Origin of the sequence: Huaxiibacter chinensis, assembly GCF_022171985.1 — a bacterium.
Taxonomy (GTDB): Bacteria; Pseudomonadota; Gammaproteobacteria; order Enterobacterales; family Enterobacteriaceae; genus Enterobacter; species Enterobacter chinensis_A.
Window position 1 is genome coordinate 84,788 of record NZ_JAJVHF010000001.1, and the last position, 17,444, is coordinate 102,231.

At 53.7% G+C, this 17,444-nt stretch carries 19 protein-coding genes; 14 read left to right on the plus strand and 5 right to left on the minus strand.

Features of this window, described 5'->3' with window-relative positions; all coding sequences use genetic code 11:
- The first annotated feature begins 4 nt into the window (after nt 1-4).
- From blr to gstA, 12 genes are all read left to right on the plus strand, one after another.
- Nucleotides 5-130, plus strand: a complete 126-nt coding sequence (blr, locus tag LZP96_RS00415) for a division septum protein Blr (protein WP_198324768.1) — start codon at nt 5-7, stop codon at nt 128-130.
- Nucleotides 131-353: 223 nt separating this feature from the next.
- Nucleotides 354-569 (plus strand): transcription modulator YdgT, encoded by a 216-nt coding sequence (gene ydgT, locus LZP96_RS00420; protein WP_064325909.1) that lies wholly within the window; start codon nt 354-356, stop codon nt 567-569.
- Nucleotides 570-657: 88 nt separating this feature from the next.
- Nucleotides 658-1,098: a DUF2569 domain-containing protein gene (locus LZP96_RS00425; RefSeq protein ID WP_258925623.1), complete on the plus strand. Its 441-nt coding sequence runs from the start codon at nt 658-660 to the stop codon at nt 1,096-1,098.
- An 83-nt stretch (nt 1,099-1,181) separates the two neighbouring features.
- The gene (gene rsxA / locus LZP96_RS00430) at nt 1,182-1,763 is read left to right on the plus strand and encodes an electron transport complex subunit RsxA (RefSeq protein ID WP_064325907.1); all 582 of its coding nucleotides are present in this window, start codon (nt 1,182-1,184) and stop codon (nt 1,761-1,763) included.
- Nucleotides 1,763-2,341: an electron transport complex subunit RsxB gene (gene rsxB / locus LZP96_RS00435; protein ID WP_258925624.1), complete on the plus strand. Its 579-nt coding sequence runs from the start codon at nt 1,763-1,765 to the stop codon at nt 2,339-2,341. Before rsxA ends, rsxB begins: the two co-directional genes overlap by 1 nt.
- Nucleotides 2,334-4,643 carry an electron transport complex subunit RsxC gene (gene rsxC, locus LZP96_RS00440; RefSeq protein ID WP_258925625.1) on the plus strand — a complete coding sequence of 770 codons (2,310 nt, stop codon included), beginning with the start codon at nt 2,334-2,336 and terminating at the stop codon, nt 4,641-4,643. Before rsxB ends, rsxC begins: the two co-directional genes overlap by 8 nt.
- Nucleotides 4,644-5,696, plus strand: coding sequence for an electron transport complex subunit RsxD (rsxD, locus tag LZP96_RS00445; protein ID WP_258925626.1), 1,053 nt, complete (start codon nt 4,644-4,646; stop codon nt 5,694-5,696). It begins immediately after the preceding gene.
- A 9-nt stretch (nt 5,697-5,705) separates the two neighbouring features.
- The gene (gene rsxG / locus LZP96_RS00450) at nt 5,706-6,326 is read left to right on the plus strand and encodes an electron transport complex subunit RsxG (protein WP_064325903.1); all 621 of its coding nucleotides are present in this window, start codon (nt 5,706-5,708) and stop codon (nt 6,324-6,326) included.
- 2 nt (nt 6,327-6,328) lie between these two features.
- A complete protein-coding gene (locus LZP96_RS00455; RefSeq protein ID WP_258925627.1) occupies nt 6,329-7,015 on the plus strand; it encodes an electron transport complex subunit E in 687 nt (228 codons plus the stop codon).
- Nucleotides 7,012-7,647 (plus strand): endonuclease III, encoded by a 636-nt coding sequence (gene nth, locus LZP96_RS00460; protein WP_258925628.1) that lies wholly within the window; start codon nt 7,012-7,014, stop codon nt 7,645-7,647. Before LZP96_RS00455 ends, nth begins: the two co-directional genes overlap by 4 nt.
- A 615-nt stretch (nt 7,648-8,262) precedes the next feature.
- Nucleotides 8,263-9,771, plus strand: a complete 1,509-nt coding sequence (dtpA, locus tag LZP96_RS00465) for a dipeptide/tripeptide permease DtpA (RefSeq protein ID WP_258925629.1) — start codon at nt 8,263-8,265, stop codon at nt 9,769-9,771.
- Between the two features lie 108 nt (nt 9,772-9,879).
- The gene (gene gstA, locus LZP96_RS00470) at nt 9,880-10,485 is read left to right on the plus strand and encodes a glutathione transferase GstA (protein ID WP_064325899.1); all 606 of its coding nucleotides are present in this window, start codon (nt 9,880-9,882) and stop codon (nt 10,483-10,485) included.
- 79 nt (nt 10,486-10,564) lie between these two features.
- Here gstA and pdxY read toward each other — a convergent pair whose 3' ends face one another.
- The 5 genes from pdxY to anmK all read right to left on the minus strand — a co-directional run bounded on the left by pdxY (nt 10,565) and on the right by anmK (nt 15,145).
- Entirely contained in the window at nt 10,565-11,425 is an 861-nt protein-coding gene (pdxY, locus tag LZP96_RS00475; RefSeq protein WP_064325898.1) for a pyridoxal kinase PdxY, read from the minus strand.
- 62 nt (nt 11,426-11,487) lie between these two features.
- Nucleotides 11,488-12,762 carry a tyrosine--tRNA ligase gene (gene tyrS / locus LZP96_RS00480; RefSeq protein ID WP_258925630.1) on the minus strand — a complete coding sequence of 425 codons (1,275 nt, stop codon included), beginning with the start codon at nt 12,760-12,762 and terminating at the stop codon, nt 11,488-11,490.
- 125 nt (nt 12,763-12,887) lie between these two features.
- Nucleotides 12,888-13,544: a pyridoxamine 5'-phosphate oxidase gene (gene pdxH, locus LZP96_RS00485; RefSeq protein WP_064325896.1), complete on the minus strand. Its 657-nt coding sequence runs from the start codon at nt 13,542-13,544 to the stop codon at nt 12,888-12,890.
- A 57-nt stretch (nt 13,545-13,601) separates the two neighbouring features.
- Nucleotides 13,602-13,925, minus strand: coding sequence for a C-type lysozyme inhibitor (gene mliC / locus LZP96_RS00490; protein WP_258925631.1), 324 nt, complete (start codon nt 13,923-13,925; stop codon nt 13,602-13,604).
- Nucleotides 13,926-14,020: 95 nt separating this feature from the next.
- A complete protein-coding gene (anmK, locus tag LZP96_RS00495; RefSeq protein ID WP_258925632.1) occupies nt 14,021-15,145 on the minus strand; it encodes an anhydro-N-acetylmuramic acid kinase in 1,125 nt (374 codons plus the stop codon).
- A 252-nt stretch (nt 15,146-15,397) separates the two neighbouring features.
- Here anmK and slyB point away from each other — a divergent pair, with 252 nt between their 5' ends.
- Both slyB and LZP96_RS00505 read left to right on the plus strand, forming a co-directional pair.
- Entirely contained in the window at nt 15,398-15,865 is a 468-nt protein-coding gene (slyB, locus tag LZP96_RS00500) for an outer membrane lipoprotein SlyB (RefSeq protein WP_064328111.1), read from the plus strand.
- A gap of 207 nt (nt 15,866-16,072) precedes the next feature.
- The gene (locus LZP96_RS00505) at nt 16,073-17,434 is read left to right on the plus strand and encodes a sensor domain-containing diguanylate cyclase (protein WP_258925633.1); all 1,362 of its coding nucleotides are present in this window, start codon (nt 16,073-16,075) and stop codon (nt 17,432-17,434) included.
- Nucleotides 17,435-17,444: the final 10 nt, after the last annotated feature.

The window sequence follows — 17,444 nt, forward strand, 5'->3', positions numbered from 1 at the left end:
AATTATCAATCGAATTATTGAATTAGCGGGATGGATTGTCCTGGGTGTTTCGGTCGTGCTGCTCGGCGTTGCCAGCCATATTGATAACTATCAGCCTCCGGAGCCCGTCGTGGCCACTCAGGCAAAGTGACGCTCAACAGGCGAATGACATATCCTGTCAGTTGCTTATTGCCAGTCTGCGTCATGAGGGTTAACCTTCTTCCCCGGGCGTCGTCCGACGCCTGAAATTATTATAGAAAAATCTTAAATTTATCGTATGGCTTACGTGCGCCGTGTGCGTCTTTATCTATCCGTTTATTATTCGCAAGAATTACCCTACGGGTACGTACTCTTTATATGGAAGCTAATAAAAAATGACGGTACAGGATTATTTATTAAAATTTCGTAAAATCAGTTCGCTTGAGAGTCTGGAAAAGTTGTTCGACCATTTGAACTACACGCTGACCGATAATCAGGACATCATCAATATGTACAGGGCGGCCGATCATCGCCGGGCTGAACTGGTCTCGGGTGGCCGTTTATTCAACATTGGCGAAGTCCCGAAGTCAGTCTGGCGCTACGTCCTATAAGAAAGTAGCCATCCTCGCGAAATGTTATATACTCACGCCCCGGCAAATTTTGCCGGATAACCTTTCGCGTTGACTTACGGGAGACAACATGACCGCATTGCCTGGAGAGAAAATCGGAGGCTGGTTACTTGCCCCGCTTGCCTGGTTACTGGTTGCATTGTTAAGTGCCTCACTGGCCTTACTGCTTTATTGTACCGCTCTGGTGACGCCCTATGCGCTGAAGAACCTGACCTCGCAGACGACAATGGACATTGCGGTATGGTTTGTTTCATTTGGTTTCGCGATTGCCATGTGGTACTACACGCTATGGCTGACCATCGCGTTCTTTAAACGCCGCCGCCGCGTGCCAAAACACTTTATTATCTGGCTTTTGATATCCGTGCTGTTAGCGTTGAAAGCCTTTGCTTTTTCTCCCGTTTCCGACGCCCTTGCCGTGCGCCAGCTTCTTTTTCCGCTGCTTGCGGCGGCGCTGTTTGCCCCCTATTTCAGACGGTCTGAACGCGTGAAAAAGACCTTTGTGAACCCGTAATAACCTTACAGTTATCCTGTTGTCGCGTGACCTGGTTTATCCGATAATAGATGGCTTTTTTATTTCAGGCTTAATGCTTAATAATGACTGATTACTTACTGCTTTTTGTCGGAACCGTACTGGTTAACAACTTCGTGCTGGTGAAGTTCCTTGGCCTGTGTCCGTTTATGGGCGTGTCCAAAAAGCTGGAAACCGCAATGGGCATGGGCCTGGCGACCACGTTCGTCATGACGCTCGCTTCCATTTGCGCCTGGTGGATTGATACCTGGATTCTGATCCCGCTGGGGCTTATCTATCTGCGCACGCTGGCCTTTATCCTGGTGATCGCCGTCGTGGTGCAGTTTACCGAAATGGTGGTACGTAAAACCAGCCCGGCACTCTATCGTCTGCTGGGGATCTTTTTACCGCTGATTACCACCAACTGCGCGGTGCTGGGCGTCGCGTTGCTCAATATCAACCTTGGGCATAACTTTCTGCAGTCCGCGTTATACGGGTTTTCCGCTGCGGTCGGCTTCTCGCTGGTCATGGTGTTGTTTGCCTCTATTCGCGAACGCATGGCCGCTGCCGATATCCCTGCCCCGTTTCGCGGAAACGCGATCGCGCTGGTCACCGCAGGGCTGATGTCTCTGGCCTTTATGGGCTTTAGTGGTTTGGTGAAGTTGTAATGAATGCGATTTGGATTGCTATCGCTGCCCTCAGCGTGTTGGGGTTGGTGTTTGGCATCATTCTGGGTTACGCCTCGCGCCGCTTTGCGGTCGAAGACGATCCGGTTGTAGAAAAAATTGATGAACTCTTGCCGCAAAGTCAGTGTGGACAGTGCGGATACCCTGGCTGCCGCCCTTACGCTGAGGCCGTCGGTCTGCAGGGTGAAAAGATAAACCGCTGCGCGCCAGGCGGTGAAGCCGTCATGCTAAAAATTGCCACGCTGTTGAATGTCGATCCACAGCCTGCCGATGGCGATGACAATGCCCCAGAACCCGCGCGCATGCTTGCCGTGATTGACGAGCCAAACTGCATAGGCTGCACCAAATGCATTCAGGCATGTCCGGTTGATGCCATCGTGGGCGCAACCCGAGCCATGCACACCGTCATGGCGGATTTGTGCACAGGCTGCAATCTGTGTGTCGCCCCCTGCCCGACCCAGTGTATTGAGCTGCGTCCGGTCGAAACGACTATCGAAAGCTGGAAATGGGATCTTCACACCATTCCGGTTCGCGTTATTCCTGTGGAACATCATGTTTAAGTTATTTTCTGCATTCAGAAAAGAGAAGATTTGGGACTTCGACGGTGGCATCCATCCCCCTGAGATGAAAACCCAGTCCAGCGGTACGCCATTGCGTCAAATCCCGCTGGCTACCCGTTTTGTGATGCCATTGAAACAGCATATCGGTGCTGAAGGTGAACTGCGCGTTAAGCCCGGTGATACCGTCCTGCGCGGTCAGCCGTTAACCTTTGGTCGCGGACGTATGCTGCCGGTTCATGCGCCCACCTCGGGGACCGTCGTAAGTATCACACCGCACACCGTTGCCCACCCTTCTGCGTTGGCCGAACTCAGCGTCATTATTGAACCTGACGGCGAAGATCGCTGGATCGAACGCGACGGCTGGAGTGATTATCGATCACACACACGCGAAGCGCTGATTGAGCGAATTCATCAGTTTGGCGTGGCCGGTTTAGGCGGCGCGGGTTTCCCTACCGGCGTGAAGCTGCGTGGCGGTGGCGATAACATTCAGACCCTGATCATTAACGCCGCCGAATGTGAACCTTACATCACCGCCGACGATCGGCTGATGCAGGATTGCGCCGCGCAAGTTGTTGAAGGTATTCGCATCCTGGCGCATATTTTACAGCCGCGTGAAGTGCTCATTGGCATTGAGGATAATAAACCTCAGGCCATTTCTATGCTGCGTGCGGTGCTTGCAGGCAGTCATGATATCAGCCTGCGCGTCATACCGACCAAATACCCGTCGGGCGGGGCTAAACAGCTCACACAAATTTTGACCGGTAAACAGGTTCCTCACGGTGGCCGCTCTTCCGATATCGGTGTGTTGATGCAAAACGTGGGCACAGCCTACGCGGTGAAGCGAGCCGTCATCGATGGTGAACCCCTCACAGAGCGCGTGGTCACGCTGACCGGCGAAGCCGTCTCCCTGCCTGGAAACGTCTGGGCGCGTCTCGGCACCCCCGTGCGCCACCTGCTTGATCATGCAGGCTTCTGCCCCGGCAGCGAACAGATGGTGATCATGGGTGGCCCTCTGATGGGCTTTACCCTGCCATGGCTGGACGTGCCTGTCGTCAAAATCACGAACTGCCTGCTGGCCCCGTCGGCCAGTGAAATGGGCGAAGAGCAGGAAGAAAAAGGCTGCATCCGCTGCAGCGCCTGTGCCGATGCCTGCCCTGCCGACCTGCTGCCGCAGCAGCTTTACTGGTACAGCAAAGGTCAATTACACGATAAAGCGCAGGCCCATAACTTAGCCGACTGCATTGAGTGTGGCGCCTGTGCCTGGGTCTGCCCAAGCAATATTCCGCTGGTGCAGTACTTCCGTCAGGAGAAAGCCGAAATTTGGGCCATTTCTCTGGAAGATAAACGTGCCGCTGAAGCAAAAGCGCGTTTCGAAGCACGTCAGGCGCGTCTGGAGCGCGAAAAAGCGGCCCGCCAGGCACGCCATAAACAGGCCGCCGTTCAGCCTGGTGAACAAGACAAGGATGCGATCAACGCTGCGCTGGCGCGCGTCCGTGAGAAAAACGCGACTGCCGCGCAAACTATTGTGATCCCGGCAGGCGAGAAACCGGATAACCGCGACGCCATTGCCGCCCGGGAAGCGCGCAAAGCGCAGGCTCGCGTTCGCCAGGCTGAAAAGGCGCAAAGCGAACACGCTGCAACGCCAGCGGATCCGCGCAAAGCAGCGGTTGAAGCTGCTATTGCCCGCGCCAAAGCACGTAAAGCCGCCCAGCCAGACGACGCGCCTCAAGAGGCTGCACCGGTTGACCCGCGCAAAGCGGCGGTTGAAGCTGCTATTGCCCGCGCCAAAGCGCGCAAAGCCGCCCAGCCAGACGACGCGCCTCAAGAGGCTGCACCGGTTGACCCGCGCAAAGCGGCGGTTGAAGCCGCCATTGCTCGCGCCAAAGCGCGCAAAGCCGCTCAGCCAGACGACGCGCCTCAAGAGGCTGCACCGGTTGACCCGCGCAAAGCAGCGGTTGAAGCCGCCATTGCCCGCGCCAAAGCACGTAAAGCCGCTAAGTCAGACGACGCGCTTCAAGAGGCTGCACCGGTTGACCCGCGCAAAGCAGCGGTTGAAGCCGCCATTGCCCGCGCCAAAGCACGTAAAGCCGCTCAGCCAGACGACGCGCCTCAAGAGGCTGCACCGGTTGACCCGCGCAAAGCGGCGGTTGAAGCCGCCATTGCCCGCGCGAAAGCACGTCAGGCCGCGCAACAGGAAGCTGAACCGGCGGCTAATGATGACCCACGAAAAACCGCAGTCGCCGCCGCGATTGCGCGTGTTCAGGCTAAGAAAGCCGCACAGCAGGCAGTCAACGAGGATTAAATGGTTTTCAGAATCGCAAGCTCTCCCTATACCCATAACCAGCGCCAGACATCGCGTATCATGATGCTGGTGTGTCTGGCCGCCGTGCCGGGCATTGCCGTCCAGAGCTGGTTTTTTGGCTGGGGAACCCTCGTTCAGCTCCTCCTGGGTTGCATAAGCGCCCTGACTGCCGAAGCGTTGATCCTGAAGCTTCGCAAAATGGCCGTATCACGGATTCTGGCTGACAACTCGGCGCTCCTTACCGGCCTGCTTCTTGCGGTCAGTATTCCCTCTTTCGCCCCCTGGTGGATGGTGGTGTTGGGGACGTTCTTTGCGGTCATTATTGCCAAGCAGCTTTATGGGGGCCTGGGACATAACCCGTTTAACCCGGCCATGATTGGCTATGTGGTTCTGCTGATCTCCTTCCCGGTGCAGATGACCAGCTGGCTTCCTCCGCATGAGATTGCAGTAAACGTGCCCGGTTTTATGGATACGCTGCAGATGATCTTTACCGGACATACCGTCTCCGGCGGGGATATGACCACCCTGCGCATGGGTATCGACGGCGTGAGTCAGGCTACCCCGCTTGACACCTTTAAAACGTCCCTTCATGCCGGACACAGCGTTGAACAGGTCATGCAATACCCTATTTTCCGCGGTGTGCTGGCAGGTGAAGGCTGGGAGTGGGTGAACCTTGCCTGGCTTGCGGGGGGGCTTTTCCTGTTATGGAATAAATCCATTCGCTGGCACATCCCGGTCAGTTTTCTTGTTACGCTGACCGTCTGCTCTACGCTGGGCTGGGCATTCTCTTCCGAGCCGCTCCCGAGCCCCGTCATGCAGTTATTCTCCGGTGCGACGATGATCGGCGCGTTCTTTATTTTGACCGATCCGGTGACCGCCTCCACCACTAACCGTGGTCGGCTGATTTTCGGCGCGCTGGCAGGCCTGCTGGTGTGGTTGATCCGCAGCTTTGGCGGCTATCCGGATGGCGTTGCGTTTGCCGTGCTGCTGGCCAATATCACCGTACCGTTAATCGATTATTACACGCGCCCTCGCGTGTATGGTCACCGCTAGGAGATCGCCATGCTAAAAACCATGCAAAAACACGGCGTGACGCTGGCAATTTTCGCCGCAGCCCTGACCGGGCTGACCGCGCTGGTTAATGAACTGACCAAATCCACCATTGATGAACAGGCCGCTAAACAGCAAAAAGCGTTATTCGATCAGGTGATGCCGTCCGACGTGTATGATAATAATCTGCAAAACAGCTGTTTCATCGTTCAGGCGCCGCAGCTTGGTAAAGGGCCGCATCGGGTCTTTATTGCACGTAAGGGCGACACCGCCGTCGGGGCCGTGATGGAAACCACCGCGCCGGATGGTTATTCCGGCGCGATTCAGCTGTTGGTCGGCAGTGATTTCTCCGGAAAGATATTGGGCACGCGAGTCACCCAGCATCATGAAACACCGGGTCTGGGAGATAAAATCGAGCTGCGCTTAAGCAGGTGGATTTTAAACTTTGCCGGTAAAATCATACATGGCGAGGATGATACCGCCTTCGCCGTTAAAAAAGATGGCGGAGAGTTTGACCAGTTTACTGGCGCGACCATCACGCCGCGTGCCGTCGTAAATGCCGTGAAACGCGCGGGTCTCTACGCCGAGACCCTGCCGGCACAACTCGATACCCTTCCCGCCTGCGAGGACTAAACATGAGTCAGGTTAAAGACGTTATTGTCCAGGGCCTCTGGAAAAACAACTCCGCGCTGGTACAGCTGCTGGGCATGTGTCCGCTGCTGGCGGTGACCTCGACCGCCACCAATGCCCTGGGCCTGGGGCTGGCGACAACGCTGGTCCTGACGCTGACAAACCTGTCCATTTCCGCGCTGCGCCGCTGGACACCGTCTGAAATCCGTATTCCTATTTACGTCATGATCATCGCCTCGGTGGTGAGCGTGGTACAGATGCTGATTAACGCCTATGCGTTTGGCCTGTATCAGTCACTGGGGATCTTTATTCCGCTGATCGTCACCAACTGTATTGTTGTTGGTCGTGCAGAAGCCTTTGCGGTAAAAAATGACCCGCTGATCTCCGCCCTCGACGGCTTTGCCATCGGCATGGGCGCTACCGGGGCCATGTTCGTGCTGGGCTCAATGCGTGAAATACTGGGCAACGGAACCCTGTTTGACGGCGCCGACGCGTTACTGGGCGGCTGGGCGAAGTCTCTGCGCATTGAGGTCTTCCATACCGACACGCCGTTCCTGCTGGCCATGCTGCCGCCCGGCGCGTTTATCGGCCTTGGCATGATGCTGGCGGTGAAATATGTCATTGATGAAAAGCGCCAGCGCCGGGCAGCGGAGCGTAGCCCGCAGGAAGGGATCCCCGAGAAGGCTTCATGAACAAAGAGAAACGCATCACCATCCTCTCCCGCTTGCGGGAGAATGACCCACACCCGACCACGGAGCTGAATTTCTCCTCGCCTTTCGAACTGCTGATTGCGGTGCTGCTTTCAGCGCAAGCCACCGACGTCAGCGTCAATAAAGCGACGGCGAAGCTCTATCCCGTGGCGAACACCCCAGCCGCCCTGCTCGCGCTGGGCGTCGAGGGGGTGAAATCCTATATTAAGACGATCGGCTTGTTTAACAGCAAAGCTGAAAACGTCATCAAAACCTGCCGTATGCTGCTGGAGCAGCATGGCGGTGAGGTGCCGGAAGACAGGGCAGCGCTGGAGGCCTTACCCGGCGTCGGACGTAAAACCGCGAACGTGGTGCTCAATACGGCTTTTGGCTGGCCGACCATCGCCGTTGATACCCATATCTTCCGTGTCTGTAACCGCACGCAGTTTGCCCCGGGCAAAAACGTCGAGCAGGTGGAAGAAAAACTGCTGAAGGTGGTTCCGGCAGAGTTCAAAGTTGATTGCCACCACTGGTTCATCCTTCACGGTCGTTACACCTGTATAGCGCGTAAACCTCGCTGCGGCTCCTGCATTATCGAAGATTTATGTGAGTACAAAGAGAAAGTGTACGCCTGATCCCTCGCTTTTTGTCTTCGATACGCTCGGCATTCCCCGCGCCTCTGACAGGTTTACGGTAAGCCTGTCATTTTCCCCTTCTTTATTCGCCTTATTCCTTCAGACACCTGTGGAATATGCGGTCAATTAACAATCAAACAGGTTAATTGTTTTTTTGTCAGCGAAAATTTCTATACATATGTGATCGGGATCACTCTGATAACCTGTTGTTGAAATTTTGTTGCCAAAATCAACCTAAGCCCTTGGACAGGCTGTATCCCGCCGCACTTACACAACAGATTAAACCAGACATTTTTCAGAATATGGGCTATATGACTGCTATTCAGGCAAGACAGCAGAACATATCGCCATAAGGGATCGCCAGCCGGGGGTAAGCAGTGAAAAAAACTACTAATATCGAAGCGGAAAGATTTAACGCTAAATAACATTTGTATGATCCGAGGATTATACCACGTAAGTTATATGTAACAGAGTATTACAAATGACTTGTCAGAACAGGCAGGATAGTGAACATTACCTGCCGTTTCCCCTCCCAATATAACTATAAGGCGAATGGACTACGGTCTAACGCTGTGAACACCCCCGTTAATATGGGATGTAAAAAAAGAGGTATATGTGTCTACTGCAAACAATAAACCAACAGAAGAAAGCGTCAGCCTGAACGCTTTCAAACAACCAAGAGCGTTTTATCTCATCTTCTCTATCGAGTTATGGGAACGCTTTGGTTACTACGGCCTGCAAGGGATTATGGCCGTCTACCTGGTTAAACAACTGGGTATGTCTGAAGCGGATTCCATCACACTGTTCTCTTCTTTTAGTGCCCTGGTTTACGGTCTGGTTGCTGTCGGCGGCTGGCTGGGCGATAAAGTATTGGGCACCAAACGCGTTATCATGCTGGGTGCTATCGTGCTGGCGATTGGTTATGCGCTGGTCGCATGGTCCGGTCACGATGCCGCTATGGTCTATATGGGTATGGCAGCCATTGCCGTGGGTAACGGCTTGTTTAAAGCTAACCCGTCTTCCCTGCTCTCAACCTGCTACGCAAAAGATGACCCGCGTCTGGACGGCGCTTTCACCATGTACTACATGTCGGTGAACATCGGATCCTTCTTCTCTATGCTGGCAACGCCATGGCTGGCGGCGAAGTATGGCTGGAGCGTTGCATTCTCGCTGTCCGTAGTGGGTATGCTGATTACCGTTGTGAACTTTGCGTTCTGCAAGCGCTGGGTGAAACAGTACGGTTCTAAGCCAGACTTCGAACCTGTCCATATGGGCAAGCTGATGGCGACTATCGCAGGCGTTGTGGTGCTGGTTGCGATTGCCACCTGGCTGCTGCATAACCAGGGCGTAGCACGTGCGGTTCTGGGTCTGGTTGCCCTGGGTATCGTGTGCATCTTTGCAAAAGAAGCCTTCGCCATGAAAGGCGCTGCTCGTCGTAAGATGATTGTTGCCTTTATTCTGATGCTGGAAGCGATTGTCTTCTTCGTGCTGTACAGCCAGATGCCGACGTCACTGAACTTCTTCGCGATCCGTAACGTTGAGCACTCTATTCTGGGTATCGCCTTCGAGCCGGAGCAGTATCAGGCGCTGAACCCGTTCTGGATCATGATTGGTAGCCCGATTCTGGCCGCTATTTATAACAAAATGGGCGACCGCATGCCTATGCCGCACAAGTTTGCAATCGGCATGATGCTGTGTTCTGGCGCCTTCCTCGTGCTGCCGCTGGGCACCAGGTTTGCAACAGACGCAGGCATCGTTTCCGTTAGCTGGCTGATTCTGAGCTACGCCCTGCAGTCCATCGGTGAACTGATGATCTCCGGTCTGGGTCTGGCAATGGTGGCGCAGCTGGTTCCACAGCGCCTGATGGGCTTCATTATGGGTAGCTGGTTCCTGACCACGGCTGGCGCGGCACTGATTGCAGGTAAAATCGCCAATCTGATGGCGGTGCCTGAGAACGTGACCGATCCGCTGGTCTCCCTGGAAGTTTACGGTCGTGTGTTCATGCAGATTGGTATCGCTACGGGCGTCATTGCCGTGCTGATGATGCTGACTGCACCGAAACTGAACCGTATGACGGTTGACGACGAACAGCCGGCCAAATCAACGGATACCGCGACGGCCTGATTGTTCTCGGGAAACGAATAAAGAGAAGCTGCTAACTGTGCGTTAGCGGCTTTTTTTTTATCCTGCGCCGCACTAACATGTAAGAACCTCAGCACAAAGGAGTTACCGATGAAACTGTTCTACAAACCGGGTGCCTGTTCGCTTGCTTCACACATCACACTGCGCGAGAGCGGTAAAGATTTTACGCTCGATGGCGTCGACCTGATGAAAAAGCGCCTTGAAAACGGCGATGACTTCCTCGCAATTAACCCGAAGGGACAGGTTCCCGCTCTCTTGCTGGATGACGCTACGCTGCTTACCGAAGGCGTCGCCATTATGCAATATCTGGCTGACACCGTCCCCGATCGTCAGCTACTGGCACCTGCCGGCAGCATTGCGCGTTATAAGACGCTGGAATGGCTCAACTACATTGCAACCGAACTGCATAAAGGTTTTACGCCGCTGTTCCGCCCGGATACGCCAGAAGAGTACAAACCCACCGTGCGTACGATGCTGGAGAAAAAGCTGCAGTATATTGATGAGTCATTGAAAGACGATCAGTGGATTTGTGGCCCACGCTTCACGATAGCCGATGCGTATCTGTTTACGGTTCTGCGCTGGGCGCGTGCGGTGAAACTGAATATGGACGGGTTAGATCATATCGCGGCATATATGGCACGTGTTGAAGAACGCCCGGCCGTTGCCGCGGCGCTGAAAGCGGAAGGGCTTAACTAAAGAGTCGTTTAATAGTGCCGGCTGACGCAGCGATGGCCCGGTTTACAGACCGGGTATACGTTGCGCCCTCCGGCGCTTTTTAAAGCTGGGTTGCGCTGAAATAGTGCTCTGGTTTCGCAATACGATCCTGTGCCGCGACGACCTGCAACTCATATTCCTGCATATTTTTTGTCGCAATCATAATTTCGTATACCGCCGCGGTCACATGCTCAAGCGCGTCACGCAGTGAAGCACCTTGCAGCAATTTAACCAACAGTAATCCGCTGGTTACATCGCCCACGCCAACCGGCTGACGCGCGCCAAAATCCACCAACGGCCGGCTGATATGCCACGCCTCATCCTTCGTGACCAGCAACATCTCGAAGCGATCCTGGCTGAGCCCCGCCCGCGCAAGATGCTTCACCAGCACGATTTCCGGCCCCTGGGCAATCAGTTCCCGACACGCCGCAACCGCGTCTTCGACGCTATTGACCGGATGCTCGCAGAGAATTTCCAGCTCGATCAAATTAGGCGCGATAATGTCGCTGGCGGGCAGCGCGTGGCGCACGTGAAACTCCGCTACGCCTGGCGCAACGATGCAGCCTTTCTCAGGGTGGCCCATAACCGGGTCGCAGAAATATTTTGCCGCCGGGTTGGCCGCCTTAACCTGACGCACGATGCCAAGGATATGTTCGCCCTGCTCTGCCGAGCCGAGATAGCCGCTCAGGACCGCATCACAGCGTTTCAGCTGATCGATATCGGCAATGCCTTGCACAATTTCGGTCAGGTGAGAGGGAGGCATAACGCATCCGGTCCATTTGCCGTACTGCGTATGATTTGAAAACTGGACGGTATTCAAAGGCCAGACATTGGCACCGAGGCGACGCATGGGGAATTCTGCAGCACTGTTACCCGCATGCCCAAAAACAACGTGGGACTGAATGGCGAGGATGTTATTCATTTTTCTTACCACAACCCTGAAAATAAAGGGGCGTGGTTTCCCACGCCCCTACTGACTATTAATTACTTCCAGCAAACCAGACAGTAGTTCTTTTTACCGCGACGCAGCAGCGTATAACGGCCATACAGACGATCGCTTTCAACGAAGGTGTATTCCGGATCGGCCTGCTTCTCGCCGTTAATGGTAATAGCATTAGACGCGATGGTTTTGCGCGCCTGACCGCGAGACGGTTGAAGTTCGGAATCCACCAGCGCCTGCATCAAATCAGCGCCCTTATCCATCTCAACCATAGGGACGCCATCCTGCGCCAGCTGTTCGAAGTCCTCTTCGCTCAAATCGCTTAAGGTGCCGTTGAACAGGCTTGCCGTAATGCGTTTCGCCGCAGCCAGGCCGGCTTCACCGTGAACCAGTTTGGTGACCTGATCGGCCAGCACATACTGCGCACGTGGCGCTTTGCCGCTGTTCTTGTCTTCTTCTTCCAGAGCGTTGATGTCGGCAATGTCCATAAAGGTGAAGAATTTCAGGAAGCGGTAAACGTCCGCATCGGCGGTGTTAATCCAGAACTGGTAGAATTTGTACGGGCTGGTTTTCTTAGGATCGAGCCATACCGCGCCACCTTCGGTTTTACCGAACTTGGTGCCATCCGCTTTGGTGATCAGCGGAACGGTCAGGCCAAATACCTGATTCTGGTGCAGACGACGGGTCAAATCGATACCCGAGGTAATGTTACCCCACTGGTCGGATCCGCCAATTTGCAGCGCAACGCCGTGCAGTTTATTCAGGCAGGCAAAATCATACCCCTGCAACAGGTTGTAGGAGAACTCGGTAAAAGAGATGCCCTGATCGTCACGGTTCAGACGCTGTTTAACCGCTTCTTTGTTGATCATCTGATTCACGGAGAAGTGCTTGCCGATATCACGGAGGAAGGTCAGCACGTTCATGCTGCCAAACCAGTCGTAGTTGTTAGCAGCAATGGCCGAGTTGTCGCCGCAGTCAAAGTCGAGGAACGGTGCGACCTGCTTGCGAATTTTGTCTACCCACTCCTGCACGGTATCTTCCGTATTCAGTTTACGCTCGGCGGCTTTAAAGCTTGGGTCACCAATCAGACCGGTCGCACCACCCACCAGAGCAACAGGTTTGTGGCCCATCTCCTGGAAGCGTTTCAGGCATAACAAGGGAACAAGATGCCCCAAATGCAAGCTATCGGCGGTGGGATCGAAGCCGCAATAGAGCGCGATCGGGCCTTGCGCCAGTCGCTCTGCTAACGCTTCTTCGTCCGTCACCTGAGCCACGAGGCCCCGCTCTTGCAATTGTTTAATCAAGTTACTGCTTGCCATCAAATTCTCCATGTATAAACGACTGCACCTCTGTCGGTACACGACTTTTCGCCTAACGCGAAAGGTACATAGAATAAAGCGCAAGCGCGGCGTGCGCTAGCGCTTAACACAACAAATTTCGGGGATTAGGGGGCCAGTCGGTCAATTTTCCATGCGCCATTGTCGCGCTGGTATAAAAAGCGGTCATGGAGACGATGTTCGCCGCCCTGCCAGAACTCCATCTGGTCGATGGGGATACGGAAACCGCCCCAGAAGCTGGGTAAAGGGACTTCGCCCTGCTGGAATTTTTGTTTCAGTTCGAGGAATTTGCTCTCCAGCACGCCGCGGGCGGAGATACGGCTCGACTGTTTTGACACCCAGGCGCCAATCTGGCTATCGCGGGGGCGACTGTGGAAATATTTGACCACTTCCAGGGTGGAAAGCCGTTCGGCTTTGCCCGTTACCATCACCTGGCGCTCCAGCATATGCCACGGGAAGAGCAGGCTAATACGGGGATTATTGTCCAGATGGTGGGCTTTGCGGCTGCCCAGATTGGTATAAAACACCAGACCTTTCTCATCATAGTGCTTAAGCAAGACGATACGCTGGTAAGGCTGACCGTTTTCATCCACGGTCGCAACGACCATCGCCGTGGGGTCGGCGAGCTTCGCTTCGCACGCCTGTTTCAGCCAGCGTTCAAAAAGCACGAGGGGTTCAGCGGGAAGATCCTGACGGCGCAGGCCGCCTTTGGTGTATTCACGGCGTAGATGCGCTATTTGCTGCAATTCATCGTTATCTGACATGACGTTAGCTGAGATGAGGAGTGGGTGGCGCTATTGTGCGCCGCCCCTCAGAAAATCTCAACGCTTTGGATTCTGCAGTGTGCAGTTGCTCAGTACCACGTTGTCGCGCTTGTACACCGTTGCACTGTCGCCTTTTGACCAGAAGACATAAATACCGTCGGTATAACGTGCGCCGGAGGCTGACATGCCCTCTTTCAGGGTCAACAGTTTATTATCGAAGACAAAACTGGCTTCCTGACGCGGATTATTGAGCTTCACCGTCAGCGGTTTTTCATCGCAGCGATAGTCCAGCGTGTCGGTATGCATACGTTCGACAAACTGGTTGTAGTAACTACAACCTGACAGTACGAGGGGGATAATAGCGAGAAGAATTTTTTTCATGGGCCTGTTCCGAAGACTTTCCTGGTCCTGGAGGGCGAAAACACCCTCCTCTGGTTCGTCAGATAGTAACGTCAACGGAAAGCCCTGCAATTCAGTTAACTCTGATTATTCCGTGGATTGGCTGGAAAAATGGCCCCTAACACGCTCGCTTCACGGGCACCGGTGACGGAAGGAAGATTGCCTGGTAAACCGGCAACGGTGCGCCAGGCAAGCCAGGCAAAGGCCAGCGCTTCCATATCATCACCGCTGATCCCCGCTTCATCCGTTGTCGTAACTTCCGTTCCCGGCAATAGCCCCGCCAGACGCGCCATTAAGAGTGGATTCCGGCTCCCTCCGCCACAGACCAGCAGACGTTCACAGCCCCCGCTCAAAAGCACCTGTTCAGCAATGGACGTTGCCGTCAGTTCAACCAGGGTGGCCTGTACGTCCTGCGGCGCCAGCCCCGGGAACGCTGCGAGCTGACGCTCAAGCCAGCTGTAGTTGAAATACTCTCTTCCGGTGCTTTTCGGTGCAGGCAAGGCGAACCAGGGATCGCTCAGCATGGATTGCAGAAGCGGTATGATCACTTTTCCTTCGCAGGCCCACTGCGCGTCTTTATCGTACGGTTTACCGCACTGACGCCAGATCCACGCATCCATGAGCATATTGCCCGGACCCGTGTCATAGCCCCGCACAGGTTGATCCGGAATCAGCATGGAAAGGTTAGCGATGCCGCCGATGTTGAGCACCATACGCCGTTCGTGCGGATGCGCCAGCAACGCCTGATGGAAGGCCGGTACAAGCGGCGCACCCTGACCGCCAAGCGCCATATCACGACGACGGAAATCCCCCACCACGGCAACACCGGTTTTCGCTACAATCTGGTTGTTATCGCCTATTTGCAGCGTGTGCGGTGCCGCGCCGGTAGGCTCATGCCAGACCGTTTGTCCGTGACAACCAATCGCGACCACATCCTGCGGGCGCAGTTTCTCTTGATCCATCAGCGCCTGAACCGCATCGGCAAATAACGCACCAAGCTGCACATCCAGTCGTCCAAGCTGTGAAAGTGTCAGTTGCTGGCCCTGACAGATGTCCAGAACGGCTTGCTTGAGCACAACAGGGATAGGCCAGGTGAGGCTCGCCTGTTGTGCCACCATGTTTTCGTCAATGGTAGCCAATACAACATCTACCCCATCAAGACTGGTACCTGACATAACGCCAATGTAACGACCCGATTTCATGCGCTTTCCTTATTTGCGAGAGGTAATGAATACCACTCCACCATAAACCGCCCCGCTTTGCTATGACGGGATAATACTTTTTAACAATCATCCTTACGTCAGAGTAGCCCGCTTCGTTTATGTGTTGTTAAGCTAAATTCAAGTACAATTTTCTGATTGGTAGTGCAAAGATATGATCTATGGCGCTCTATGCCATATAATTTAGCCATGACGGATGCTCAGATTGAGCGTTTTGGTGAACAGGAGATTCAAATGATTTTACGTGTACTGGGCGTATCGATGATTGGACTGACGCTGGCGGGCTGTGTGAACAACGACTCCCTTTCAGGAGACGTTTATACCGCAGGCGAAGCTAAACAAGTTCAGAACGTCACCTACGGTACGGTTGTGAATGTACGTCCTGTCCAGATTCAGGGTGGCGACGACAACAACGTGATCGGTGCAATCGGCGGTGCTGTTCTGGGCGGTTTCCTGGGTAACACCGTTGGCGGCGGCACAGGGCGTTCACTGGCAACAGCAGCAGGTGCTGTGGCTGGCGGCGTAGCGGGTCAGGGTGTTCAGGGATCGATGAACAAAACGCAGGGTGTCGAGCTGGAGATTCGCAAAGACGACGGTAATACCATTATGGTTGTGCAGAAACAGGGTAATACCCGTTTCTCAGCAGGCCAGCGTGTTGTTCTGGCAAGCAACGGCAGCCAGGTCACCGTCTCTCCACGCTAACGTGAATAAACGATGTGGCCCTTGGACCACATCGTTTATCTTTATATATTCATTATATAAATATATTAATATAATTATATTTACAGAACATATAATTCACCCTTCTGTTATATTGTCCTTGCGCAAAGTCTCATTTATCCAAATCAATTAAACTGTCCTGATTATTGGCTCCGGGCCGCTTCCTCTTATCAATGACAAGATTAATTTATGAAAACTATGCGCAACCGTGTCATCACACTTTATATCCCTTTTTTGCTGGGGTGTGTTTTCATTATTGGCTCGTTGCAATGCGCAATGTTGCACCTCGAAAAAATCATCCCCTCCTTTTCGCCCCTGTTATTTCCGACGCTGACCATTTTTCTGCTGGTGTTTCACTTGTTCATGTCATGTTTCATGATCATGAAGTACTGGTGTGACCGAACCCGTCTCTACCTTGTTCCCATTGCATTTGCTTTTGTGGGATCCGCCATCATGATGGTGGGTACGCTGGCGAGCTTCCCCGGCTGGCTGGACCTGTATCATTTTGCCAGCGTCAATTATAATGACGCGATGATCTTCTTCCTGTTTCGTCATCTGATGATGGCGACGTTATTCTTGTTATCTGCCTTCCTGTTCAGATTGCGCCGAGAGAACGTACGGCCCCATTTCCAGCAGTTGGTTATCTTTTTAATCTTTTTGTTTACCGTCGGGATGTTAATTACCGCCTGGCTTTACTCAAGCCATTCGCCCTTTTTATCCATGGATCTGGTGGATAACGAAAATAAGCAATTTATGATTTTATGGCAGAAGACCTACAATATAGTTTTAATTGCCTTGTGGTGTGTGACCCTGGCGGTATTAATGTCTGTCACCCGCTTGCGTAATCTTTTCTGGATGAGCGGTAATTTTTTGTGTATCAGTTATATTGCGGCACTGGTCATCTTGTTATCTGCTGGACACACGGAAGGATATACCTGGTACACATCACGCCTCTTTGAAACGCTGGCTACGTTAATGATGATTTTTGTCCTGCTGTGTGACGTGTTTCGCCTTTACCGCTTATCGAACGCCAGATACCAACAGTCTTATCAGAACTCTATACGTGACGCCCTGACCCGGCTTTATAACCGCAGCTATTTTTACGACACCTTAACGCACGCCCTGAAAACGGCGAGCGTAAGCAAACCCGTCTCGGTGATTGTCAGCGATTTAGATCGATTCAAACGCATCAATGACACTTATGGTCATCTGCAGGGGGATAAGGTATTGCAGTTTGTGGCACAGCTGCTGATGGACTCCGTACGACCCGAAGACGTTGCGGCACGCATTGGTGGTGAGGAGTTTGTGTTATTACTGCAAAACACCTGTGCCGCCGATGCGCGAGAGGTTGCAGAGCGGATCAGGGTTACTCTGAGCGGTTTCGACCAGGAGAGCAGCCATGGCCAGTTGCCGGAGCCGATAACGATCAGTATGGGTGTTTATACCGCGACCACGTCCGATGACAGCGCCGAAGCGTGCGTGGGCTTGGCGGATCGGGCGATGTATCAGGCTAAAGAGACAGGACGAAACCGGGTGGTCGTTTATCGCTAAAAATAAAGCC